Raw genomic sequence first — 21,639 nt, 5'->3', positions numbered from 1 at the left:
TCCGTCGTCCCGGGGAGGTGTCGCCGCCCATCGTCGCAGCAGCCCGGGGGTGGGCGGGGCAGCAACACCTCCTTCGGTACGGGGTGTTACGGAGTGACGGTCACCGTCCTGCTGCCGGACGCCTGCTTGCCGTCCGACCGGTAGGTCACGGTGAGCTTCACGTCGCCGGACGCGCCGGCCGGTACCGTGACCGGAACCTTGATGTTCGCGCCCTCACCCGGCCGCGTCGCCGGGAACGCGACCTGCTTCGTCGTCCAGCCGGCCGGCACCGCCAGGTCGAGGGTCCCCGCGCCGCGGGCCACGTCCATCCGGTTGACGACGCGGACGGTGACCTCGGTGGTGGTCCCCGCCTTCAGCGTGGCCGGCGGGGTGATGGTGATGTCCGCGCAGGTCCCGCCGAGCCACTTCAGGTCGAACGAGGAGTAGGTGACGTTCCTGTAGTTGTCGCGCTCGTACAGCAGGCCGAGGCGCCCGTCCGGCAGCCGCGTCAGCGTCGAGTACGCGGCGCTGCCCGGGTCCACGACCTTGCGGATCGGCCAGGTCCTCCCGTTGTCGCAGGACATCTTCACGGTGAGGTTGCTCCGGGAGGACGTGCTCTCCGTGTTGCTGAACAGCAGCCACGAGGACTGGGGGTCGGACGCGGCGGCGTCCGGTGCGTAGCGGATCACCGAGCCGTTGTTCGCGGGGTCGGGCAGCGCGGTGTCCTGCGTGAACGGCGTGTAGTTCACCCCGCCGTCGGTGGAGTACGCGATCGTCCGGTAGGGCGCGGAGCGGTTGTTGAGCATGACGCGCCCGTCGCTCAGCTCGACGGTCTTGTTCTCGTCGCCGCCCGGTCCGACCGGGTTGCCCGTCCTCCAGGTCGCGCCGTGGTCGTCGCTGTAGGCGCTGACCGCGTAGTTGGCCCCGTTGTGGCGGATGGCGTACTGCTGGATCAGCCGGCCCTTGTACGCGCCGCCGCGCAGCTGGATGCCCTCGCCGGAGGCCGCGAACATGCCCGCCCAGGCCGGGTTCTTGATCTGCGAGGTGATCCGGCGGTGGGTCCAGGTCAGCCCGTCGTCGTCGGAGTAGCTGTAGTCGGCCTGGAGGACGTTCGGGTCGCTCTCGTCGTTGCCGGTGGCGGAGCCGAAGAAGCCCTGGTTCACGGAGGACGCGTAGAAGACGAAGATCCGGCCCGTCGTGCGGTCCACCAGCAGGCTCGGGTCGCCGAACCCCTTCGGCGCGGCCTCCTTGCGGACGACCTGCTGCGTCTGCCAGGTGGTCCCGCCGTCGGTGCTGCGGCGCAGCACGATGCCGAGGTTGCCGGGCAGGTCCGCGAGCGTGGGGCGGGCGTCGTAGGCGGCGAGCAGGGTGCCCTTGACGGACGTGGTCAGCGCCGGGATGCGGTAGTAGGGGGATCCGGTTCCCTGGGTCGCGATGTCCTGGGAGGTCAGTTCGCCGGCGGTGGGGGCGCCGTGGGCGGTGCCGGCCGCCGTGGCCACCAGGAGGGCGGCGGACAGCATGGCGAGGGTGACTCTGCGCTGCATGAACGGTCTCTCTTCTCGTGAGGGGGAGAGGTGCGGTGATGGAGCGGAGCGCGCGGCGTCGGAGCCGGCGCGTCAGGGGGCGGGCGGGGCGCGCACCCGGCCGCCGCTGCCGGGGACCGTCGGATTCCCGACCGTCCTCGGCGCGCGGGCCGTCGGTGCCCCCGCCCGCCGGGGTGCGCGGCGGGCCGGGGCGGGACCGCCGCGTCGGCGGCGAGGAGCGTGGAGCGTCCGCGCGGGGTCTCCCGCGCGGTCAGGAGCGGTCGGCCCGCCCGGCCGGGAGCCCGGCGAACAGGTCGCGCACCCAGGCCAGTTGTTCCGCCCGGTGGTACGCGGTGCCGCCCTCGTGCCCGTTGAACTCGTAGACGCGCAGGTCCTTGGGCCCCGCGTAACGGTTGTAGGCCGTGAAGCAGGTGGAGGGCGGGCAGATCTCGTCCATCATCGCGATGGAGAACAGCGCCGGCGCGGTCGCCCGGGTGGCGTGGTGCGCCGCGTCGAAGTACGACAGGGTGCGGAACACCGCGTCGGCGCGGTCGCGGTAGAGCCGGAGGTGGGCCGCTACCTCGGTGTACGGCGGCGCTCCCGCGATCCGTACGGCCCGGGGGATGTTGCACAGGAACGGTACGTCCGGCATCACCCCGGCCAGCCCCGGTACGAGCCCGGCCACGGCCAGTGCGATGCCGCCGCCCTGGCTCACGCCGGTCACCACGACGCGGGCGGGATCGATCTCGGGGTGCTCCCGCATCGCCTCCACGCAGCGGACGGCGTCGGTGAACACCCGCCGGTAGTAGTACGTCCCGGGGCTCTCGACGCCCCGGGTGAGGAAGCCCGGGACGGTCCCGGCCGCGCCCGGATCGGTGTCCGCGGTGACGCCGCCGGCCGCCGACCACCCCTGGCCCCGGGTGTCCATGACCAGGTGCGCGTACCCGGCGCAGGCCCACGTCAGCTCCTCGTGGGGGAGCCCCCGGCCACGCCCGTAGCCGAGGAACTCGACGACGCAGCCGAGCGGTTCCTCGGCCCCGGCGGGCAGGTGCAGCCACCCGCGCACCGGACGTCCGCCGTACCCGGGAACGCTCACGTCGTACGTGCGGACCAGGGGCAGTCCGCAGTCGACCCGCTCGTACCGGGGCTTGTCCGCGGTGTCGCCGTGCGGGGCCCCGTCCAGGGTGGCGGACCAGAAGGCGTCGAAGTCGCCGGGCAGCGGGAGTCCGGGCCGGTAGGCGCGGCACTCCTCGAGCGATAGATCGGCCGACGGCATGGCTGTGCCCTCCTGGGGTACGGGTCGCTACTGGACAGCAGACGTCAGATGTCCTGTGGGTAAGCGGACCCTAGGGAGAGCGGCGGCCGGTCGTCAAGGGTCCGCCGCCGACGGGTGCCCCGCCCCGGGGCGGGGGCGGGGGCGGGAGGGCGGCCGTCCCGGGTCAGGCCGTGCCGGCCTCGCGTGACCTGGCCTCGGCGATCCGCCGCCTGACCGGTGCGTAGTGCTCGTCGAGGGCCTTGAGGAACGCGGTGACGTCGCCCGCCCTGGCCGCGTCCACGATGTTCTGGTGGGCGGTGATCGTCGCCGTCTCGTCGGCGTGGGTGAATCCGTCCAGGTGCGGCGCGACGATCGTGTAGACGTCCCAGAAGGCCATGGAGAGCTGGCCGATCAGGTCGTTGCCCAGCGGGGCCACGAGCTGGGCGTGGAAGGCCCGGTCCGCCGCGACGAAGCCGTGCCCCTCGCCCGCGCCGGTGGCGCGCATGGTCGCCACCAGGCCGTCCAGGCCGTCGAGCTGCTCCGCGCTGAGCGAGGAGATGATCCGGTCGGCCATGCCCCGCTCGAAGAGCTCGCGCACGTCCACGAGGTCGGCCATCACCTGGAAGTCGTCGTCGGGGGAGAGCAGGCCGCGGAAGGTCAGGCTCTCCACCAGCGCCGACAGGCTCAGCCGGCCGACGTAGGTCCCGTGGCCGTGGCGCACCTCGACGATGTCGAGGGCGGCGAGGATCTTGACCGCCTCCCGGACGCTGGAACGGCTGGCCCCGAGCGCCTCGCACAGGGCCGGCTCCGTCGGCAGCGGGTCCCCGGGGCGCAGCCGCTCGTCGAGGATGTAGCGCTTGATGCCCTCGACCACTTCCTGCCGCAGCAGGGTGCGGCCGGGCCGCGTGCCGGACATATGTGAACTCCCCACCTCTTGACCCCTCTCGATTGTCAAGCTACGTTCCCACGCTATCAAGGCATCAGACATCTGACGTCTGATGCTCTACGGCTCATCGGCATCCCGATGGCCGTCGACAACAGCTTTTCCCACTCGTTCCCCTGCTCCCAACGTCCCTTGGAGGACCCGTGCCCGAGCTGAGGCCAGCCGGCGTCGAGCGCCGCACCTTCCTGCGTTACACCAGTGCCATCGGCGCGGCCGCGGCCATCACGGCAGGCCTTTCCGCATGCGGCGGGCCCTCCTCGACCGCCGACGGCGCGGCGGGCAAGGGCGAGGGCGACGGCACCATCGAGGCCGGCCTGTCCTACCCCCTGTCGACCGGCTTCGACCCGATGATCACCTCCGGTGCCACGCCGTACGCGGCCAACATGCACATCTTCGAGGGCCTGGTCGATCTCGATCCGGCCACGCTCGTGGCACGTCCCGCCCTCGCCACCGCGATGCCGCAGAAGATCAACGCCACCACCTACCGGGCCACCCTCCGCGAGGGCGCGACCTTCCACGACGGCTCCCCGGTCACCGCCGACGACGTGGTGTTCAGCTTCGAACGCATCCTGGACGAGAAGAACGCGTCACTGATGGCACAGTTCGTGCCCTTCATCGACACGGTCACCGCCGTCGACACCGGCACGGTCGAGTTCAAGCTCACGTACCCCTTCGCGCTCTTCCCCTCGCGCATCGCGGTCGCCCGCATCGTGCCCAGGAAGGTCGTCGAGGCGGACGTCAAGGGATTCGACGCCAAGCCCGTCGGCTCGGGGCCCTACCGGTTCATCGAGGCGACCCGCGAGGACAAGATCGTCTTCGAGAAGTTCGACGCGTACAACGGCCCGCACCCCGCCAAGGCGAAGAAGATGGTCTGGCGCCTGATGTCGGACCAGTCGGCCCGCGTCAGCGCCATGGAGTCCGGCCGCGTCCAGGCCATCGAGGACGTCCCGTACATCGACGTCAAGCGCCTGGCCGCCACCACGAAGACCGAGTCCGTGCAGTCCTTCGGCCTGCTCTTCCTCATGTTCAACACCACCGACAAGCGGTTCGCCGACAAGCGGGTGCGCCAGGCCCTGCACTACGCGCTGGACACCGAGAAGATCATCTCCACCGCGATGGTCGGCAACGCGGCGGCCGCGACCGGCTACGTCCCCTCGACCCACCCCGACTACCACAAGGCCGCCACCGTCTACACGCACGACGTGGCCAAGGCGAAGAAGCTGCTGGGCGACGCGGGCGTCGGCACCCTGAAGTTCACCGTCCTGACCACCGACACCGGCTGGGTCAAGGACATCGCCCCGCTGCTGAAGGAGAGCTGGGCCGCGGCCGGCATCGAGGCCACCCTGAACATCGCCCAGTCCCCGGCCCAGTGGGCCAAGGTCGACGCGGGCGACTTCGAGGTCATGGTCGCCCCCGGCGACCCCTCCGTCTTCGGCAACGACGTGGACCTCCTGATGCGCTGGTTCTACTACGGCTTCTGGCCCGAGAAGCGCTACGGCTGGTCGAGGACCGCCGAGTACAAGCAGGTCAGGCAACTCCTCGACAAGGCCGCCCAGGCCCCCGACGAGGCGGCGCGCAAGCAGCTCTGGGGCCAGGTCACCGACGTGGTGGCGGAGGAGGCGGCGCTCTACCCGATCCTCCACCGCAAGCTGCCGACCGCCTGGAACGACAAGGCCCTGCCCGGCTTCCGGCCGCTGCCCACCACCGGCCTGTCCTTCCTGGACGTCAGCCGCGCCTGACGGCTCCGCCCGGTCCGCGCCGCCCCGCCCGGCGGCCCGGCACACCGGTCCGGGCCGCCCGCCCGGCGGCCCGGACCCGCTGTCCGCCCAATCGCAAGGAACCCGACGATGGTTGCTTTTCTCCGGCTCGCGCTGCGCCGCGTCGCGATGATGCCGGTGATGATCCTCGGCATCGCGCTGCTGGTCTTCGTGGTGCTGCAGTTCTCGCCGGTCGACCCGGCCTTCAACGCGCTCGGGGAGAGCGCCACCCCCGAGGCCCGGGAGGCGTTCGCCGAGGCCAACGGCCTCAACGACCCGCTGCCCGTACGCTACTTCGACTTCCTCGGGCAGCTGCTCCACTTCGATCTCGGGATGACCGTCCCGCCCAGCCAGCCCGTGATCGACCGCATCACCGCAGCCTTCCCGCTCACCCTCCAGCTCACCGTCCTCGGACTGGTCATCGCCGTCGTCCTCGCCGTCGCGGGCGGGGTCCTGGGCGCCGTGTACCGCGACCGCTGGCCCGACCAGCTCTTCCGGATCCTGTCCATGGCCGGCGTCGCCGTCCCGTCGTTCTGGCTCGGCGTCCTGCTCATCCAGCAGTTCGCCCTGAACACCCGGATCTTCCCGACCGGCGGATACACCAACCCCGCCGACTCCTTCGGCGGCTGGCTCACCACCATGGCCCTGCCCGCCCTCTCGCTCGCGGTGCCCGTCGCGGCCTCACTCGCCCGCCTGGTCCGCACCTCGATGGTCGCCGAACTCGACCGCGACTACGTCCGCACCGCCCAGGGCAACGGCCTGCCGGTCCTCCTGGTGATCCGCTCGGTCCTGCGCAACGCGCTCGTCACCCCGCTCACCGTGCTCGGCGTCAAGGTCGGCTACCTGCTCAGCGGCGCCGTCGTCATCGAGGCGATCTTCGACCTGCCCGGCATGGGCAAACTCATCCTCGAAGGTGTCACCGGCGGCGACGTCGCCCTGGTCCAGGGCACCGTACTGACCATCGCCATCGCCTTCCTGGTGGTCAACGTCATCGTCGACCTGCTCTACCTGCTGGTCAACCCGCGCATCAGGACGGTGTGACATGTTCGCCACGGGCCGTCTGGCCACCAAACTCTCCCGACCGGGCATCGCCTTCCGCGCCCTCCCGGCCACCTCCCGCGTCGCCCTCGGCGTCCTCGTCGTCGTCGTCCTCGGCGCCGTACTCGCCCCCCTCCTCACCCAGGACCCGCTGACCACCGGCACCCCCGTCCAGGCCCCGAGCGGCGACCACTGGTTCGGCACCGACCGCGCGGGACGCGACGTCTTCGCCCGCGTGGTGCACGGCTCGCGCTACTCGCTGGTCATCGGCCTCGGCGCCACCGCCGTCGCCCTGGCCGCCGGGTCCGTGCTCGGCTCGCTCGCCGCCACCTCGCGCAAGCTCGGCGACGAGTCCGTGATGCGCACCCTCGACGTCGTGATGTCGTTCCCGCCGATCGCGCTCGCGGCCGTCCTGGTCGCCGTCTTCGGCACCAGCATCCCGGTGATCATCTTCACCATCGCCTTCGTCTACACCCCCTCCCTGGCCCGCGTCGTACGCGCCAACGTCCTCGCCCAGTACGGAGAGGACTACGTCGCGGCCGAGAAGGTCATCGGCGCCCGGCGCGGCCACATCGTGCTCCGCCACGTCGCCGTCAACTGCATGGCCCCGGTCATGGTGTTCGCGACCGTCATGGTCGCCGAGGCCATCATCTTCGAGGCCAGCCTCTCCTTCATCGGCGCCGGGGTGCAGGATCCCGACCCCAGCTGGGGCAGCGTCCTCGCCTACGGACGGCAGATCCTGCTGGCCGGCGGCTGGTGGGCCACCTTCTTCCCCGGCCTGGCCCTGCTGATCACCGTCCTCGCGCTCAACATCCTCTCCGAAGGCCTCACCGACGCCTCCGCGGCGCCCAGGAGCGCGCGCCCCGCCGCCGGCCCGGCCGCCACCACGGCACCCGACCCCGTCGAGGCCTCCTCCACCGTCGACATCGACGCCGCCCTCACCGAACTCGCCCGCCACATCCACGCCACCGCACCCACCATCACCCCGGTGCGCGAGGACGCCGACGAACTCCTCGTCGTACGCGACCTGGCGATCCGCTTCCCCGACCGCTACGGCGACATCCCCGTCGTCGACCGGCTGAACTTCACCGTCCACGAGGGCGAGACCCTCGGCCTGGTCGGGGAGTCCGGCTGCGGCAAGTCCATCACCAGCCTCGCCGTCATGGGCCTCCTCGCCCGCAACGCCGAGGTCAGCGGCGAGATCCTCTACCGCGGCCGGGACCTGCTGAAGCTCCCGCCCAAGGAACGCCGCGCCCTGATGGGCCCCGAGATCGCGATGGTCTACCAGGACGCCCTCTCCTCCCTCAACCCCTCCGTCCTCGTCGGCACCCAGCTCAGGCAGCTGACCTCCCGCGGCGGTACGAAGACCCCCGCCGAGCTCCTCGAACTCGTCGGCCTCTCGCCCGGACGCACCCTGCGCAGCTACCCGCACGAGCTCTCCGGCGGCCAGCGCCAGCGCGTCCTCATCGCCATGGCCCTGTCCCGCAGCCCCCGCCTCCTGATCGCGGACGAACCCACCACCGCCCTCGACGTCACCGTCCAGGCCCAGGTCGTCGAGCTGCTGATCCAGCTGCGCGACGAACTCGGCTTCGCCATGGTCCTGGTCTCCCACGACCTCGCCCTGGTCGGCGACCTCTCGCACCGCGTCGCCGTGATGTACGCCGGCCGGCTCGCCGAGGTCGGTGACACCCGGTCCGTCCTCACCGACCCCGCCCACCACTACAGCCGCGGCCTCCTCGGCTCCGTCGTCTCCCTGGAGGCCGGCGCCGACCGGCTCCACCAGATCCGCGGCGTCGTCCCCGCACCCCAGGGCTTCGGCGACGGATGCCGCTTCGCCGGCCGCTGCGGGGCCGCGACCGAACTCTGCCGCACCACGTCACCGGCGCTCACCGCGCGAGGTACCACGCGGGACCACGGCCTCGCCTGCCACCACCCGGCCGGGGCCGCCGCACAACAGCTGGAAGGGAGCGCCCTGTGATCAGGCTCGACGGCGTCCACGTACGCCACAAGGCCCGCGGCGGAGGCCTCTTCGGACGCGACGCCGTCCACGCGCTCACCGACGCCACGCTGGAGGTCGCACGCGGTGAGATCGTCGGCCTGGTGGGGGAGTCGGGCTGCGGCAAGTCCACGCTGGCCCGGGTGCTGACCGGACTGCAGAAGCCCACCGAGGGCGAGGTCCTCTTCCACGGCCGCGACCTCTGGAAGATGCCCGGCGCCGAGCGCCGGAACGACTTCGGCCCGTCCGTCGGGGTCGTCTTCCAGGACCCCTCCACCGCCCTCAACCCCCGCCTCCCGGTCCGCCGGATCCTTCGCGACCCGCTGGACGTCCACCGGCGCGGCACCCGCGAGGCGCGCGAGGCGCGCGTCGAGGAACTGCTCGACCTGGTCGGCCTGCCCGGCCACACCCTGGACGCCCTGCCCGGACAGCTCTCCGGCGGCCAGCGCCAGCGCGTCGCGATCGCCCGCGCCCTGGCCCTGGAACCCGAACTGATCGTCGCCGACGAACCGACCTCCGCGCTCGACGTCTCCGTGCGCGCCCAGGTGCTCAACCTCCTCGTCGACCTCCGCGAACGCCTCGGCCTCGGCATGGTGTTCATCTCGCACGACATCCAGACGGTGCGCTACCTCGCCGACCGCATCGCCGTCCTCTACCTCGGCCGCATCGTCGAGGAGGGCCGGGCCGCCGAGGTCGCGGAGGCCCCCCGGCACCCGTACACGCAGGCGCTGCTCTCCGCGACCCCCAGCCTGCTGGAGGACACACGGCGCATCGTGCTCACCGGCCCGGTGCCCTCCGCCACCAACCCGCCGCCCGGCTGCCCCTTCAGCACCCGCTGCTGGAAGGCCGACGACGCCTGTTCCACGGCCTTCCCCGCGGAGGCGTCCGGACCCGGCGGGCACCGCTGGCACTGCGTCCACCCCCTGACCGCACCGCCCTCCCCGGACCCGATCCCCGTACCGCCCGCAAGGAGCACCGCATGACCAGCCGCACCACCCCCTACTCCGGAGTCATCCCGCCCGTCGTCACCCCGCTCACGGCGGACGGCGCACTGGACACGGCGTCCCTGGAGCGGGTCGTCGGCCACCTCCTGGACGGCGGCGTCGGCGGACTGTTCGCGCTGGGCAGCTCCGGCGAGACCGCCTACCTGACGCCCGCGCAGCAGGACGAGGTCATCAAGGTGATCACCTCGGCGGCGGCGGGCCAGGTTCCGGTCATCGTCGGCGCCATCGAGACCACCACCAACCGGGCGATCGAGCGCGCCCGCGCCGCGGCCGCGCTCGGCGCCGACGCGGTCGTGGCCACCGCGCCCTTCTACACCCGCACCCACCCCACCGAGATCGACCGCCACTTCCGGGACATCGCGGCGGCCGTCGGCCTCCCGCTCCTGGCCTACGACGTGCCGGTGTGCGTCCACAGCAAGCTGGACCCCGAGCTGCTGCTCCCGCTGGCCGCGGACGGCGTGCTCGCCGGGGTGAAGGACTCCAGCGGCGACGACGGATCGTTCCGCCGGCTCGCCCTCGGGGCACGGGAGCTGCCCGGCTTCTCGCTCCTGACCGGCCACGAACTGGTGGTCGACGCGATGATGCTGAGCGGCGCGGACGGATCGGTGCCCGGCCTCGGCAACGTGGACCCGCACGGCTACGTCCGCCTCCACCAGGCCGCCGTGCGCGGAGACTGGGCCGCCGCGGCGGCCGAACAGGACCGCCTCGTCTCGCTGTTCGACATCGTGGGGGCCGCCGCACCGGGTACCGCCTCGGCCACGGCCGCCGGACTGGGCGCCTTCAAGACCGCCCTGATGCTGCGCGGCGTCATCACGACGAACGTGATGAGCCCGCCGATGCGCCGGCTGGACACGGCGGAGACGATCGCCATCGCCGCCCACCTGGACCGGGCGGGCCTGTCCCGCGTCTGACACCGTGTCCCCGCGTACGGAAGAGGGCCGTCCCGCAGCATCCGTGCTGCGGAACGGCCCTCGGCCGTACGTGCGGTACTAGCCGCGGGAGCCGCGGGCGCGGCGCATGAGCACCGCGCCGCCCAGCAGCAGGCCCGCGCTCGCACCGGCGGCCAGGCCGATGTCACCGGCGCCGGTCCGGGCCAGCTGCGCGACGGGGGCGTTCGGGCCCGGGTTACCGGCCGCCGGCTCCTCCACGGGGGGCTTCGAGGTCGGCGGGGTGACCGTCGGGGGCTGCTCGGTGGGGGGCTCCTCGGTCGGCGGGGTGACCGTGGGCGGCTCCTCGGTGGGGGGCTGGACCGGGGGCTTCACCGGCGGGTTGCCGTGACCGTGGCCGCTGTCGTTGACACAGTCGTTGCCGAACACCGGGTTCAGCAGGCCGACGACGTCGACGCTGTTGCCGCAGGCGTTCACCGGGACGTCCACCGGGATCTGGCCCAGGTTGCCGGAGAGGACACCCGGGGAGCCGACGGCCGCGCCGTCCGCGGTGGCGCCGGAGCCACCGTGGCCCTGCGCCTCGCCGTGCTCGTCGCCGTACGCGTCGTCGCCGTGCTTGTCACCCGAGCTGACGTTGGCGCAGGTGTTGCCGAAGGCCGGGTTCAGCAGGGCGATCACGTTGACGGTGTTGCCGCAGAGGTTGACCGGGACGTGCACCGGGACCTGCACGGCGTTGCCCGAGCCGACCCCCGGCGAGTTCGCCGCCACCCCGTCGGCCGAGGCGTCGGCGTGCGCATAACCGCCGGCGGCGGTCAGAATGCCCGACGCCGCCGCCATGACGATCATGCTTTTGTTCAGAACCTGTCGCATTACATGCCCTTCTCCGGGAAATTCGCGTGGGCGGTGACCCTGATGGCGGTCATTCCATCGACGCGGACGACTGCATAACGACGTGACGGTTGCGGGGGAAACTTGGAGACCGGTGGAAATTGTGTAACCACCCGAAAGGGTCACGTACGGGTGTTCGTCCAGCGGGTGAATTCCTGGCATTCGGGTGAACGGGGCCGACCGGGGGGAACCAAATGCCCGGCGGCCAGTTGATCAGGTCGCTCCGCCGCGGGGCACTCGGTACAAGAAGGGTTCATCGTGATCAAGAAGGTTCTGGCTACGGGCGCCGTCGCCGCCTCCATCCTCGGTCTCTCGGCGACCAGCGCCATGGCGATCGGTGACGACATGGGCACGACGTCGGTCAACGGCAACGGTGCCGAAGCGGAGTACGGCAACAGCTCGACCAAGGGTGACCAGAGCCCCCAGCTGAGCCTCGTCCAGGGCTCGCTGAACAAGCCCTGTGTCGCGCTTCCGGTCAAGGCCAACGTCGGTTCTCTCATCGGGCTCGTCCCGATCGCGGTCCAGGACGTCAACGTCCTGTCGAACCCGCAGAACCAGCAGTGCACGGACAACTCCACCCAGGCCAAGGGTGACGAGCCGCTGTCGCACATCCTGTCGGACATTCCGGTTCTCTCCGGCAACGGTGCCGGCAACCGCTGACCGGGCCGCAACGACCGGTCCGGGCCGCCGACACTCCTCCATCGCGCGGTCCGGGCCCGCAGCATTCGGGCGGTTTTCCGCGAAACGTCTTCCATAGCGTTTCGGCGGCGCCCGTCAATCGTTACGTATGACAGCTCCGGAGTCACGAGTCCGTTTCGACGTGCTCGTGCGGCACGAAATACGTGTCCGTCGAGGACTCCGCTGCAGAAAGGGATGAAAGTGAAGTACACCAAGGTCGCCGCCGTCGCCGCCGGAACCCTCATGGCGCTGGGTGCCGCTGCCCCGGCCATGGCCGACTCCGGCGCCGAGGCCGTTGCCGCCCACTCCCCGGGTGTCCTGTCGGGCAACGTCGTTCAGGTTCCGATCCACATCCCGGTCAACCTCTGCGGCAACACCGTGAACGTCGTCGGTCTGCTGAACCCGGCGTTCGGCAACACCTGCATCAACGCCTGAGTCGTTCCGGTCGAGCCGACGGCTCGTCATCAGAAGGCCCTGGAGTGCCCCGGCACTCCAGGGCCTTCTCGGCGCGCAGGGGAAATCCCGGTGCCCGCAGTTTCCCGCGCAGCGCTTGGTCGTTGTCCCTTACAAAGGCGGCGGATGCCGCCGGAGAAGGGAATTGAGAAAGTGAAGTACGCGAAGACCGCCGCCCTCGTCGCGGGCTCCGTGGCCGCCCTCGGGGCCGCTGGCCCCGCTGTCGCCGCCACGACCCCCACGGCGCCCAGGATGAGCCTGACCACCGGTGTGAACGAGCTGACCTCGACCGCACCGCAGATCCCCGACCGGGTGGTGAACCCCGTGGTGGACGCCGTGGGGCAGACGGCCGAAGCGGTTCACGAGGACGGCACGGTCAGCAGGTCCGCCGACGCGGTCGGCAAGGTCGCCGAGGCGGCGGGTCCCCTGCTCGGCGGGCTTCCGGTCGGCGGCTGATCCCGGCCCTGAGGCCTTCTGCTCCCTTCTCCCCGGGCGAGGTGACCGGCCGGATTTCCGTGAAACGCCCGGCGGTCCGGCCGGGGAAATCGTTCGAGTGAAATGGCGCAACCGAAACCGTCCGGGCGGAGTTGTTCAGAGTGCTCCGGACAGGCGGGCAACAGAGAAATATCAGAAGGGCACGTTCATGATGAAGAAGATTCTGGCGTCCGCGGCAGTCGCCGCCTCCGTCGCCGGTGTTTCCGCCGCCGCGGCCCCCTCGGCCATGGCGATCGGCAACGACACCGGCACGACGTCGGTCAACGGCAACGGTGCCGACCAGTACTACGGCAACAGCAGCACGCACGGTGACATGAGCCCGCAGATCGGTCTCATCCAGGGCTCGTTCAACAAGCCCTGCATCGCCCTCCCGGCGAAGGCCAACGTCGGCTCGCTGCTCGGCCTCGTGCCGGTCTCGGTCCAGGACATCAACGTCCTGTCCTCCCCGCAGAACCAGCAGTGCACCGAGAACTCCACCCAGGCCAAGGGTGACGAGGCGCTGTCGCACATCCTCAACGACATCCCGCTGCTCTCGGGCAACGGCGCGGCCAACAACTGACCTCGCGCGAGACTCAGGCTTCCCCCGCGCCCATCCCGGCCGGGGGGCACCGTTTCCCGCCTTGTCGTCGTTCCTGAGGACGCGTGGGGCCGTTCCGCCGAGTCCCGGCCGACCGCTGTCGGCGGCTCGGGCGGACCGGTCCCACACGTCTGTCCCGGCCGGCCCCGTCACCGGCCGGTCCGCACGTCGGGTAGCCCGATAGTGCGGATATTGGTCCGGTTGCCGCAGTCCGGGCGGACGCCGCGTGTGTGTCCGGGTATGTGCGCCCCATGGACCCGTACGACAGTCAGTACCCGCCCGGCCGCGACCGGTTCTCCGAGAGCTCCACGCCCATCTACGACCGTCTGCTCGCCGAGTGGCGGGACGCGGCACGGCGCGAGTCCGGGCCGAGCGGGGCGGGCACCTCGTGCCCGCCGGAGCCCCGCAGGTCCGCGCCCGGCCGGGAGACGGTCTTCGTCCCCGCCGCCCGCACGGAGCGGACGGGCGGGTAGCGGGCTCGTCGACCCGGATCCGGATCCAACTCGTTCGAGTGGTGTAGCGGAACCAAACCTTCCGCTTGAGGTTACTCAATACGTTCCACAACGGGACGCTCCGAAAGGTGAAGCGTAATGAAGAAGATGATGGCCGGCGCTGCTGTGGCTGTGTCCCTGATCGGCCTCTCCGCCGCCGCGGCCCCCTCGGCCATGGCGATCGGCGACGACCACGGCACCACCACGGTCAACGGCAACGGTGCCGAGTCCGCGTTCGGCAACAGCGCGACCAAGGGCGACCAGAGCCCCCAGCTGAGCCTCGTCCAGGGCTCGCTGAACAAGCCCTGCATCGCCCTGCCCGTCAAGGCGAACGTCGGCTCCCTGATCGGGCTCGTCCCGATCGCGGTCCAGGACGTCAACGTCCTGTCCAACCCGCAGAACCAGCAGTGCGCCGACAACTCCACCCAGGCCAAGGGTGACGAGCCGCTGTCGCACATCCTGTCGGACATCCCGGTGCTCTCGGGCAACGGCGTCGCCAACCGCTGACACCGGCCGCGGGCGGCCGGGGCGAACGGCCCGCAGGCCGCCCCGCTCCGGTCGTGAGGTCCTGACCTTCCGTCAGTTCACTTCGTCCGCACGGCACGACAGGGCGATGCCCACCACTCCACGGGGGGTGGTGGGCATCGCCGTGTGCGGGGAGGCCGGGCGGATCAGCCCAGGGTGCGTACCGGCATGAGGCAGTGGGCGGAGGTGCCGATGATCTCGGGGTCGCCCACGAAGGACCGCAGCATCTCCTCCCCGACCGGCTGTCCCGGGACGGCCGCGGGCCACGGGCGGGTGGCGAACATCCCGTGCACCGTGCCCTCCGACCGTGCCGCGTCCAGCCACTCGCGCGGCACGGTGTACTGCGCCTTGAAGTGAGGCAGCGTCAGGACGGCCTGGCCGGCCTGGACGAGCAGCTTGACCGGGAGGTTCGGCAGGTCCGACGCGTCCAGCGTCTCGCCGCCCACGTGCAGGCCGCTGCGCTCCAGGGCCGTTCGCATGGCGCGTTCGCCGGTCTCCGGCCCCTCCGGGCCGTCGCCCAGCGAGTAGGTGAGCAGGAAGGCGGTCTCCCGCCCCGTTCCGGGATTCGACCCGCTCCAGCCGATCAGGATCTGTGTGCCCAACTGGGCAGGCGAATAAGGGGTGGTGGCGGCATTGGGTGAGGTCATGTCCGGCACACTAACGGTACGAGACCGGTCGATGTGCATGCGTATCACCTGATCGAGGGACAATCGGCGTCAAGTCCGGTGAATTCAACGGGTGTGTGGTCCCGGGCGGAAAACCTGTTGACGCTGCCGGGACACCCCGCGCTAAGGTGTGCGCAGTTCGAGGAAACAGGAGGTGAGGACATTGATGACTGTCGTCGAGGTGGGCACGGCCCACGACCCGAAGAGCATCGTTCCCACCCCCGTGGCCACCGGCTGAACCCGATCTTTTCCCTCCGCGCCTGAAGCGCGGTGCCGGGGCCGCCCTTGTGAAGGGTTTCCCTTGTCTTTCCCCATTCCTCACCTCTCCACCCCGTCGCACCCGCTGGCCCCGTACGGCTGGGACGACGGATGGGCCGACACCTTCGCCCCGTACGCCGAGCAGGGACTCCTGCCCGGACGCGTGGTGCGGGTGGACCGCGGTCAGTGCGACGTGGTCACCGCGGACGGCGTCCTCAGGGCGGACACCGCGTTCGTGGTGCCCCGTGACCCGATGCGCATCGTCTGCACCGGCGACTGGGCGGCCGTCGATCCCGACGGCGACCCGCGGTTCGTGCGTGCGCTGCTGCCCCGCCGCACCGCCTTCGTACGCTCGACGTCCTCGCAGCGCTCCGAGGGGCAGGTGCTCGCCACCAACATCGATCACGTCGTCATCTGTGTCTCCCTCGCCGTCGAGCTGGACCTGGGGAGGCTGGAGCGCTTCCTGGCGCTGGCGATGTCCAGCACCACCGGCGACGCCCTGCTCGGCGACGGGACCCCGTCGCCGGGGTACGAGGCGCACCCGCTCGTGCTGCTCACCAAGGCCGACCTCGTCCCGGACGCCGTCACCCTGTCCCATCTCGTCGAGGACGTCGAGCGCGTCGCCCCCGGGGTGCAGGTGCTCCCCGTCAGCTCCGCGACGGGGGAGGGCCTCGACGTGTTCGGCGCCATCGTCGGCAGCGGTACGAGCGTGCTGCTCGGGATCTCCGGCGCCGGCAAGTCGACCCTCGCCAACACGCTGCTCGGCGAGGACGTGATGGACGTCCGGGCGGCGCGTGACGTGGACGGCAAGGGCCGGCACACCACCACCACGCGCAACCTCCTCGTGCTGCCGGGAGGCGGTGTCCTCATCGACACCCCCGGGCTGCGGGGGGTCGGCCTCTGGGACGCGGAGGCCGGCGTCGGCCAGGTCTTCTCGGAGATCGAGGACCTGGCCGGGCGGTGCCGCTTCCACGACTGCGCGCACGTGTCCGAGCCCGGCTGCGCGGTGCTCGGCGCGATCGAGGACGGCTCACTGCCCGAACGGCGCCTCGACAGCTACCGCAAACTGCTCCGGGAGAACCACCGCATCGCGGCCAAGACGGATGCCCGGCTGCGCACCGAGACCCTGCGCGAGTGGAAGCGCAGGGGCGCGGAGGGGCGGGCGGCCATGGCGGCGAAGCGGGGCAGGGCCGGCTGACGGGAGACGGCCGGGGTGCCGGGGCGGACGCCGCCCCGGCACCCCGGCCGCACTCAGCCCCAGGCGACGGCTCCCAGCCAGGCGCCGGCCGCCAGGAGGCAGCAGTAGAGATCCACGAGCACCGAGTAGCCCGTCGCCCGCATCACCGACCTGAGCGAGGTCCAGCCCGCCGCCCGGCTGCCGAGGCGCAGGCGCTCGGCGCCGTAGACGGCTCCCGCGTACCCCAGGACCCCGCCCACCACCGGGAGCACGAAGAACCCGGCGATCGCGGTGATGCCGCCGGCCATCAGCGTCCGGCGCGGAACCCCCGCCTCATGGGGGCGGCGCGAGGGCAGGAGCGCCTTCAGGGCCTGGTTCAGCAGCAGCAGACACGTCGCGCCGATCAGCACGCCCCAGGCGAGCGGAGTGGGGTCCGACAGCGCCCACCACAGCACCGCGGCCCAGACGATCGCCTGCCCGGGCACACCCGGCACCAGGACGCCGACCAGGCCGAGCGCCATCACCGCCCCGACGGCGACGAGCTGCCACACACTCATTCGCCCAGCCTGCCGGAGTCCGCCGGGTCCCGCCCGTCAGCGTTGCTCCGGCGGCGGCGTACGTGGTGCTCAGCGGGGGGCCCGGGCCACCCAGCCGCGCTCGTACGCGTGCCAGCCGAGCTGCAGCCGGGTGGTGACCCCGGTGAGTTCCATGAGGCCCTTCACCCGCCGCTGCACCGTGCGCAGCCCCAGGTCCAGCTGCTTCGCCACGCTGGCGTCCGTCAGACCGGCCAGCAGCAGGGAGAGGATCTCCAGGTCGGTGGGGTCCGCGCCGGGGCCGTTCTCCTCGCTGATCCCGTCCGCGCCGAGCCGCAGCGGCATGGCGTCCCGCCACACCGCCTCGAAGAGGCCCATCAGGGACTCCAGCAGCCCGCTGGCGTGGATCACCAGCGCGGCCGGCTCCGCCCTGCGCCCGGTCAGCGGCACCATGGCGAGCGAGGCGTCCGCCACCACCAGTTTCGTCGGCACCCGGTCGACCACCCGGCACTGCTCGTCGCGGCTCATCGCCGCCGTCAGCTCCACGATCCCGTCCGGCAGCGAGAGGACGTCGCGCTCGACGACCACGCGGTAGGACACGCCCCGCATCGTCGCCCGTTCCTCCGACTCGTTCTCCATCCCGCTGACCGCGATCGGCTTGCCGGTGACCAGCGCGCAGACCTCGGTCGCCGCCCCCAGCTGGATCTGGTGGAACCGGTGGGCCACCGCGCTCGCCCCCGTCACCACCTCCACCAGGTCGTGCACCGCGGGCTCCGCCGCCTGGGCGCGGTAGTCCTCGGCGAGCAGGGCGGACGCCAGCTCGGCCTGTTCGAGCTCATGGCGCTGCTGGGTCAGCAGTGCGCCCAGCGCGACCCCGGGCGGGGCGGCGACCCAGCGGTCCGCCCGTGAGGAGGACTGGGCCACCAGGCCCTGCTGCTCCAGCCGGCGCAGCGCGCGCTCGGTGTCGGCCTCCGGCAGGGCCAGCCGGCGTGCGAGGCCGGAGAGTTCGGCCGCGCCCGTCGCGACCAGTGCCCGGTAGGCCGCTTCCTGTCTCTCGTCGAGACCTATCGCTGACAGCATCCTCGGCCCTCCCCGGATCGGTTGCCGCGCGTTCCCGCGCCCTTCGGCCGGTCCGCGCCATGGCGGGAAACAGCCACGGCGTAAACCCGCCGGGCCCATCATGCCCCGTGGCGCCGGTCTCTCTGACAATCTGGCGCCACCGCATCAACGGCCGCCCCACGGGCGGCGGGCTGATCACATGGACCGGCCCGCCGGGCGACCTTCCCGTGGGGGGTGGGGACGTCCGGCGGGTCTTCTCACCGCCCTGCGCCATCCCGACGCCACGTACGGGCCGGATTTCGCGATGGCCGTTTTCCCGCGCCCCGGGCGGTCGACACTAAGGGCATGAGTCAGCAGGGGGACACACCCGCCGCGCACGAGGACGACTGGTGGCGCAGGCTGTACGACGGGACCGCGCCGGACACCGGCCCCGGCAGCGCGGCCGACACCGTCGACGACCGCTTCCACTCCGCGACGGACGCCGTGGGGGGTCCGGAGCCCGACCGGGCGGACCTCCCGGCCACGGTGGCGCCGCTGCCCGACCCGCGCCCGCCCGAGCCCGCGCCGCCGCCGCGCACCCCCGCGGCCGGCCGCGCTCCCTGGGAGGCCCCCGTCGGGCCCCCTCGGCCGCAGACCTTCGCCGTACGGGCACCCGCCGCGCCCCCGCGTACGCCCGGGCGGGCGGAGCGCCCCGCCGTCGGCCACATCGGGGACCGGCCCCCCACCTACGACGCGGAGCCCGCCGCGCTGCCCGCGTCCGGTCCCGACGACCTCGACGCCCTCGTCCCCGACACGGTCCTCGACGGCGCCCGGTACGGGACGTACACCCTGCGGGCCGCGTCCGTGCGGGGTGACTCCGCCCGTTTCCGCGGTGAACCCCGCCGCGACGCCCTGCTGACCGCGCGCTTCGGCGACGGGGACGGCGCCCTGGTCCTGGTCGCGGTGGCCGGCGGGGCCCGCGGCGCGGGCCGGGCCCACCTGGCCGCGGCCGACGCGTGTCGCTGGATCGGCGGAGCCGTCGCCCGGAGCCACGCCCGGCTCTCCGACGACATAAGAGCGAGACGCAGGGGCGACCTCAGGTCGGGGCTGCACCGCCTCACGGACCGGACCTGCGGCAGGCTGCGCGCCCGTGCCGCCGAGCTCGGCCTGGAACCCTCCGCCTACGAGGTGGGCCTGCGCTGCCTGCTGCTGTCCGCCGACCCGGAGTGCCGCACCCGCATCTTCTTCGGCGTCGGGCCGGGCGGCCTCTTCCGCCTCCGCGACGGGGCCTGGCAGGACCTCGACCCGGTGCTCCCCGGGACCGGCGGCGCGCCGCCCGAGCAGGGCCCCGACGGGGACCGGCTGACGATGGACCTCCGGGTCGCCACGCCCCCGTCCCCCTCCGCGGGGACGGCACCGCCGCCGCCCGTGGAGCCCTTCCGCTTCCGGGCCTCCGTGGCCCGGCCCGGGGACACCCTGCTGCTCTGCGGGAACGGCCTGGCCGAGCCCATGCGGGGCGAACCCGCCCTCTCCGAGGAGCTCGCGCGGCGCTGGGCCCCGGACGGCCCGCCCGGGCTGCCCGCCTACCTGGCCGACATCCAGCTCAGGACCAAGGGGTACGCCGACGACCGTACGGCCGCGGCGGTCTGGGAGGCGTAACCGGGCAGGCCGTGGGTTGATGGAGGCACGGACAGCCGGAGGCAGAGAGGGTGCGCACCCATGGCCAAGCAGAACGTGTCGGAACAGTTCGTCGACATCCTCGTGCGGGCGGGGGTCAAGCGGCTGTACGGCGTCGTCGGGGACAGCCTCAACCCCGTGGTCGACGCCGTCCGGCGTCACGCCGCCGTCGAGTGGGTCCAGGTCAGGCACGAGGAGACCGCCGCGTTCGCGGCCGGTGCCGAGGCCCAGATCACCGGCACCCTCGCCGTCTGCGCCGGATCCTGCGGCCCGGGGAACCTCCACCTCATCAACGGCCTCTACGACGCCCACCGCTCCATGGCCCCCGTACTGGCCCTCGCCTCGCACATCCCGTCGAGCGAGATCGGCCTCGGCTACTTCCAGGCGACCCACCCCGAGCTGCTCTTCCAGGAGTGCAGCCACTACAACGAGATGATCTCCAACCCCCAGCAGATGCCGCGGCTGCTCCAGACCGCGATCCAGCACGCGATCGGCCGGGGCGGCGTCAGCGTCGTGTCGATGCCCGGTGACATCGCCTCGAAGCCGGCCCCGGAGAAGTCGGTCGAGCACGCCCTGGTCACCTCGCGGCCCTCGGTGAAGCCCGGTGACGAGGAGATCGAGAAGCTCTGCGAGATGATCGACAAGGCCGGACGGGTGACGTTGTTCTGCGGGAGCGGGACGGCGGGGGCGCACGCCGAGGTGATGGAGTTCGCCGAGCGGGTCAAGGCGCCGGTGGGGCACGCGCTGCGCGGCAAGGAGTGGATCCAGTACGACAATCCGTACGACGTGGGCATGAGCGGGCTGCTGGGCTACGGCGCCGCCTACGAGGCGACCAACGAGTGCGATCTGCTGATCCTGCTGGGCACCGACTTCCCGTACAACGCGTTCCTCCCGACCGACGTGAAGATCGTCCAGGTCGATGTGCGCCCCGAGCACCTGGGCCGGCGGTCCAAGCTCGATCTGGCGGTGTGGGGCGACGTGCGCGAGACGCTGCGGGCCCTGACCCCGCGGGTGAAGGTCAAGACCGACCGCACGTTCCTGGACCGGATGCTGAAGAAGCACGCCGACGCGCTCGAGGGCGTGGTCAAGGCGTACACCCGCAAGGTCGAGAAGCACGTCCCGATCCATCCGGAGTACGTCGCCTCCGTGCTCGACGAGATCGCGGACGACGACGCCGTGTTCACGGTCGACACCGGGATGTGCAACGTGTGGGCGGCCCGCTACCTCACGCCCAACGGCAGGCGCAGGGTGATCGGTTCGTTCAGCCACGGCTCGATGGCCAACGCGCTGCCGCAGGCGATCGGGGCCCAGTTCACCGACCGGAACCGGCAGGTCGTGTCGATGTCCGGCGACGGCGGATTCACCATGCTGATGGGCGACTTCCTCACGCTCGTCCAGTACGACCTGCCGGTGAAGGTCGTCCTGTTCAACAACTCCTCCCTCGGCATGGTCGAGCTGGAGATGCTGGTGGCGGGGCTGCCCTCGTTCGGCACCGCCAACAAGAACCCCGACTTCGCGGCGGTCGCGCGGGCGGCGGGTGCCTACGGGGTGCGCGTGGAGAAGCCCAAGCAGCTGGAGGGCGCGCTCAAGGACGCCTTCCGGCACCGGGGGCCCGCGCTCGTCGACGTGGTCACCGACCCGAACGCCCTCTCCATCCCGCCGAAGATCAGCGCCGACATGGTCACCGGCTTCGCGCTCTCCGCCAGCAAGATCGTCCTGGACGGCGGGGTGGGCCGGATGCTCCAGATGGCCCGCTCCAACCTCCGCAACGTGCCGCGGCCCTGAGCGGGGGGCGGTCCGCG

Annotated in this window: 21 protein-coding genes; 14 read left to right on the top strand and 7 right to left on the bottom strand. The window is 72.0% G+C overall.

Annotation, left to right across the window (positions count from 1 at the left end; all coding sequences use genetic code 11):
- Positions 1-86 precede the first annotated feature (86 nt).
- The 3 genes from ACFVS9_RS29475 to ACFVS9_RS29465 form a co-directional block, all read right to left on the bottom strand.
- Positions 87-1,523 (bottom strand): exo-alpha-sialidase, encoded by a 1,437-nt coding sequence (locus ACFVS9_RS29475; RefSeq protein ID WP_389937229.1) that lies wholly within the window; start codon positions 1,521-1,523, stop codon positions 87-89.
- A 250-nt stretch (positions 1,524-1,773) separates the two neighbouring features.
- Complete coding sequence (locus ACFVS9_RS29470) at positions 1,774-2,778, bottom strand: acetylxylan esterase (RefSeq protein WP_389937226.1); 1,005 nt, start codon at positions 2,776-2,778, stop codon at positions 1,774-1,776.
- Between the two features lie 163 nt (positions 2,779-2,941).
- On the bottom strand, positions 2,942-3,673 hold the full coding sequence (locus ACFVS9_RS29465) for a FadR/GntR family transcriptional regulator (RefSeq protein WP_383118085.1): 732 nt from the start codon (positions 3,671-3,673) through the stop codon (positions 2,942-2,944).
- Between the two features lie 170 nt (positions 3,674-3,843).
- Here ACFVS9_RS29465 and ACFVS9_RS29460 point away from each other — a divergent pair, with 170 nt between their 5' ends.
- From ACFVS9_RS29460 to ACFVS9_RS29440, 5 genes are all read left to right on the top strand, one after another.
- A complete protein-coding gene (locus tag ACFVS9_RS29460) occupies positions 3,844-5,439 on the top strand; it encodes an ABC transporter substrate-binding protein (RefSeq protein ID WP_389937223.1) in 1,596 nt (531 codons plus the stop codon).
- Between the two features lie 108 nt (positions 5,440-5,547).
- Entirely contained in the window at positions 5,548-6,498 is a 951-nt protein-coding gene (locus ACFVS9_RS29455; RefSeq protein WP_383118087.1) for an ABC transporter permease, read from the top strand.
- Position 6,499: 1 nt separating this feature from the next.
- Positions 6,500-8,473 (top strand): dipeptide/oligopeptide/nickel ABC transporter permease/ATP-binding protein, encoded by a 1,974-nt coding sequence (locus ACFVS9_RS29450; RefSeq protein ID WP_383118088.1) that lies wholly within the window; start codon positions 6,500-6,502, stop codon positions 8,471-8,473.
- The gene (locus ACFVS9_RS29445) at positions 8,470-9,474 is read left to right on the top strand and encodes an ABC transporter ATP-binding protein (protein ID WP_383118089.1); all 1,005 of its coding nucleotides are present in this window, start codon (positions 8,470-8,472) and stop codon (positions 9,472-9,474) included. Before ACFVS9_RS29450 ends, ACFVS9_RS29445 begins: the two co-directional genes overlap by 4 nt.
- Complete coding sequence (locus ACFVS9_RS29440) at positions 9,471-10,406, top strand: dihydrodipicolinate synthase family protein (RefSeq protein WP_383118090.1); 936 nt, start codon at positions 9,471-9,473, stop codon at positions 10,404-10,406. The genes ACFVS9_RS29445 and ACFVS9_RS29440 overlap by 4 nt, the downstream gene beginning before the upstream one ends.
- A gap of 78 nt (positions 10,407-10,484) precedes the next feature.
- On the opposite strand, the gene ACFVS9_RS29435 is transcribed toward ACFVS9_RS29440, so the two are convergent.
- A complete protein-coding gene (locus tag ACFVS9_RS29435) occupies positions 10,485-11,252 on the bottom strand; it encodes a chaplin (RefSeq protein WP_389937218.1) in 768 nt (255 codons plus the stop codon).
- Between the two features lie 276 nt (positions 11,253-11,528).
- Here ACFVS9_RS29435 and ACFVS9_RS29430 point away from each other — a divergent pair, with 276 nt between their 5' ends.
- The 6 genes from ACFVS9_RS29430 to ACFVS9_RS29405 all read left to right on the top strand — a co-directional run bounded on the left by ACFVS9_RS29430 (position 11,529) and on the right by ACFVS9_RS29405 (position 14,471).
- Positions 11,529-11,930 (top strand): rodlin, encoded by a 402-nt coding sequence (locus ACFVS9_RS29430; RefSeq protein ID WP_383118092.1) that lies wholly within the window; start codon positions 11,529-11,531, stop codon positions 11,928-11,930.
- 219 nt (positions 11,931-12,149) lie between these two features.
- Positions 12,150-12,383, top strand: coding sequence for a chaplin (locus ACFVS9_RS29425; RefSeq protein WP_383118093.1), 234 nt, complete (start codon positions 12,150-12,152; stop codon positions 12,381-12,383).
- A gap of 171 nt (positions 12,384-12,554) precedes the next feature.
- The gene (locus ACFVS9_RS29420; protein ID WP_383118094.1) at positions 12,555-12,857 is read left to right on the top strand and encodes a hypothetical protein; all 303 of its coding nucleotides are present in this window, start codon (positions 12,555-12,557) and stop codon (positions 12,855-12,857) included.
- Between the two features lie 187 nt (positions 12,858-13,044).
- Complete coding sequence (locus ACFVS9_RS29415) at positions 13,045-13,455, top strand: rodlin (protein ID WP_383118095.1); 411 nt, start codon at positions 13,045-13,047, stop codon at positions 13,453-13,455.
- A gap of 269 nt (positions 13,456-13,724) precedes the next feature.
- On the top strand, positions 13,725-13,946 hold the full coding sequence (locus ACFVS9_RS29410; RefSeq protein WP_389937212.1) for a hypothetical protein: 222 nt from the start codon (positions 13,725-13,727) through the stop codon (positions 13,944-13,946).
- A gap of 117 nt (positions 13,947-14,063) precedes the next feature.
- Positions 14,064-14,471, top strand: coding sequence for a rodlin (locus ACFVS9_RS29405; RefSeq protein WP_383118097.1), 408 nt, complete (start codon positions 14,064-14,066; stop codon positions 14,469-14,471).
- 164 nt (positions 14,472-14,635) lie between these two features.
- Here ACFVS9_RS29405 and ACFVS9_RS29400 read toward each other — a convergent pair whose 3' ends face one another.
- Positions 14,636-15,136, bottom strand: coding sequence for a DUF5949 family protein (locus tag ACFVS9_RS29400; RefSeq protein WP_383118098.1), 501 nt, complete (start codon positions 15,134-15,136; stop codon positions 14,636-14,638).
- 319 nt (positions 15,137-15,455) lie between these two features.
- Here ACFVS9_RS29400 and rsgA point away from each other — a divergent pair, with 319 nt between their 5' ends.
- Positions 15,456-16,610: a ribosome small subunit-dependent GTPase A gene (gene rsgA / locus ACFVS9_RS29395; protein WP_389937208.1), complete on the top strand. Its 1,155-nt coding sequence runs from the start codon at positions 15,456-15,458 to the stop codon at positions 16,608-16,610.
- 53 nt (positions 16,611-16,663) lie between these two features.
- On the opposite strand, the gene ACFVS9_RS29390 is transcribed toward rsgA, so the two are convergent.
- Positions 16,664-17,146, bottom strand: a complete 483-nt coding sequence (locus tag ACFVS9_RS29390) for a DUF456 domain-containing protein (RefSeq protein WP_383115873.1) — start codon at positions 17,144-17,146, stop codon at positions 16,664-16,666.
- A 69-nt stretch (positions 17,147-17,215) separates the two neighbouring features.
- A complete protein-coding gene (locus ACFVS9_RS29385; protein WP_383115872.1) occupies positions 17,216-18,202 on the bottom strand; it encodes a helix-turn-helix domain-containing protein in 987 nt (328 codons plus the stop codon).
- 324 nt (positions 18,203-18,526) lie between these two features.
- Between ACFVS9_RS29385 and ACFVS9_RS29380 the strand changes: the two genes are divergently transcribed.
- Together ACFVS9_RS29380 and ACFVS9_RS29375 are read left to right on the top strand one after the other, a co-directional pair.
- Positions 18,527-19,819: a protein phosphatase 2C domain-containing protein gene (locus ACFVS9_RS29380; protein WP_389937204.1), complete on the top strand. Its 1,293-nt coding sequence runs from the start codon at positions 18,527-18,529 to the stop codon at positions 19,817-19,819.
- 60 nt (positions 19,820-19,879) lie between these two features.
- Positions 19,880-21,622 carry a pyruvate dehydrogenase gene (locus ACFVS9_RS29375; protein ID WP_383115870.1) on the top strand — a complete coding sequence of 581 codons (1,743 nt, stop codon included), beginning with the start codon at positions 19,880-19,882 and terminating at the stop codon, positions 21,620-21,622.
- The last annotated feature ends 17 nt before the right edge of the window (positions 21,623-21,639 follow it).

The sequence above is a fragment of the Streptomyces sp. NPDC058008 genome, assembly GCF_042886395.1.
Taxonomy (GTDB): domain Bacteria; phylum Actinomycetota; class Actinomycetes; order Streptomycetales; family Streptomycetaceae; genus Streptomyces.
Note: the sequence above shows the minus strand (reverse complement) of the source record. Positions and strands in the feature narration are given on the sequence as shown.

Coding starts and splice junctions, on each gene's coding strand:
- ACFVS9_RS29475 (WP_389937229.1), bottom strand. CDS start 1,523: ATGCAGCGCAGAGTCACCCTCGCCATGCTGTCCGCCGCCCTCCTGGTG.
- ACFVS9_RS29470 (WP_389937226.1), bottom strand. CDS start 2,778: ATGCCGTCGGCCGATCTATCGCTCGAGGAGTGCCGCGCCTACCGGCCC.
- ACFVS9_RS29465 (WP_383118085.1), bottom strand. CDS start 3,673: ATGTCCGGCACGCGGCCCGGCCGCACCCTGCTGCGGCAGGAAGTGGTC.
- ACFVS9_RS29455 (WP_383118087.1), top strand. CDS start 5,548: ATGGTTGCTTTTCTCCGGCTCGCGCTGCGCCGCGTCGCGATGATGCCG.
- ACFVS9_RS29450 (WP_383118088.1), top strand. CDS start 6,500: ATGTTCGCCACGGGCCGTCTGGCCACCAAACTCTCCCGACCGGGCATC.
- ACFVS9_RS29440 (WP_383118090.1), top strand. CDS start 9,471: ATGACCAGCCGCACCACCCCCTACTCCGGAGTCATCCCGCCCGTCGTC.
- ACFVS9_RS29435 (WP_389937218.1), bottom strand. CDS start 11,252: ATGCGACAGGTTCTGAACAAAAGCATGATCGTCATGGCGGCGGCGTCG.
- ACFVS9_RS29415 (WP_383118095.1), top strand. CDS start 13,045: ATGATGAAGAAGATTCTGGCGTCCGCGGCAGTCGCCGCCTCCGTCGCC.
- ACFVS9_RS29410 (WP_389937212.1), top strand. CDS start 13,725: ATGGACCCGTACGACAGTCAGTACCCGCCCGGCCGCGACCGGTTCTCC.
- ACFVS9_RS29405 (WP_383118097.1), top strand. CDS start 14,064: ATGAAGAAGATGATGGCCGGCGCTGCTGTGGCTGTGTCCCTGATCGGC.
- ACFVS9_RS29400 (WP_383118098.1), bottom strand. CDS start 15,136: ATGACCTCACCCAATGCCGCCACCACCCCTTATTCGCCTGCCCAGTTG.
- ACFVS9_RS29390 (WP_383115873.1), bottom strand. CDS start 17,146: ATGAGTGTGTGGCAGCTCGTCGCCGTCGGGGCGGTGATGGCGCTCGGC.
- ACFVS9_RS29385 (WP_383115872.1), bottom strand. CDS start 18,202: ATGCTGTCAGCGATAGGTCTCGACGAGAGACAGGAAGCGGCCTACCGG.
- ACFVS9_RS29380 (WP_389937204.1), top strand. CDS start 18,527: ATGAGTCAGCAGGGGGACACACCCGCCGCGCACGAGGACGACTGGTGG.
- ACFVS9_RS29375 (WP_383115870.1), top strand. CDS start 19,880: ATGGCCAAGCAGAACGTGTCGGAACAGTTCGTCGACATCCTCGTGCGG.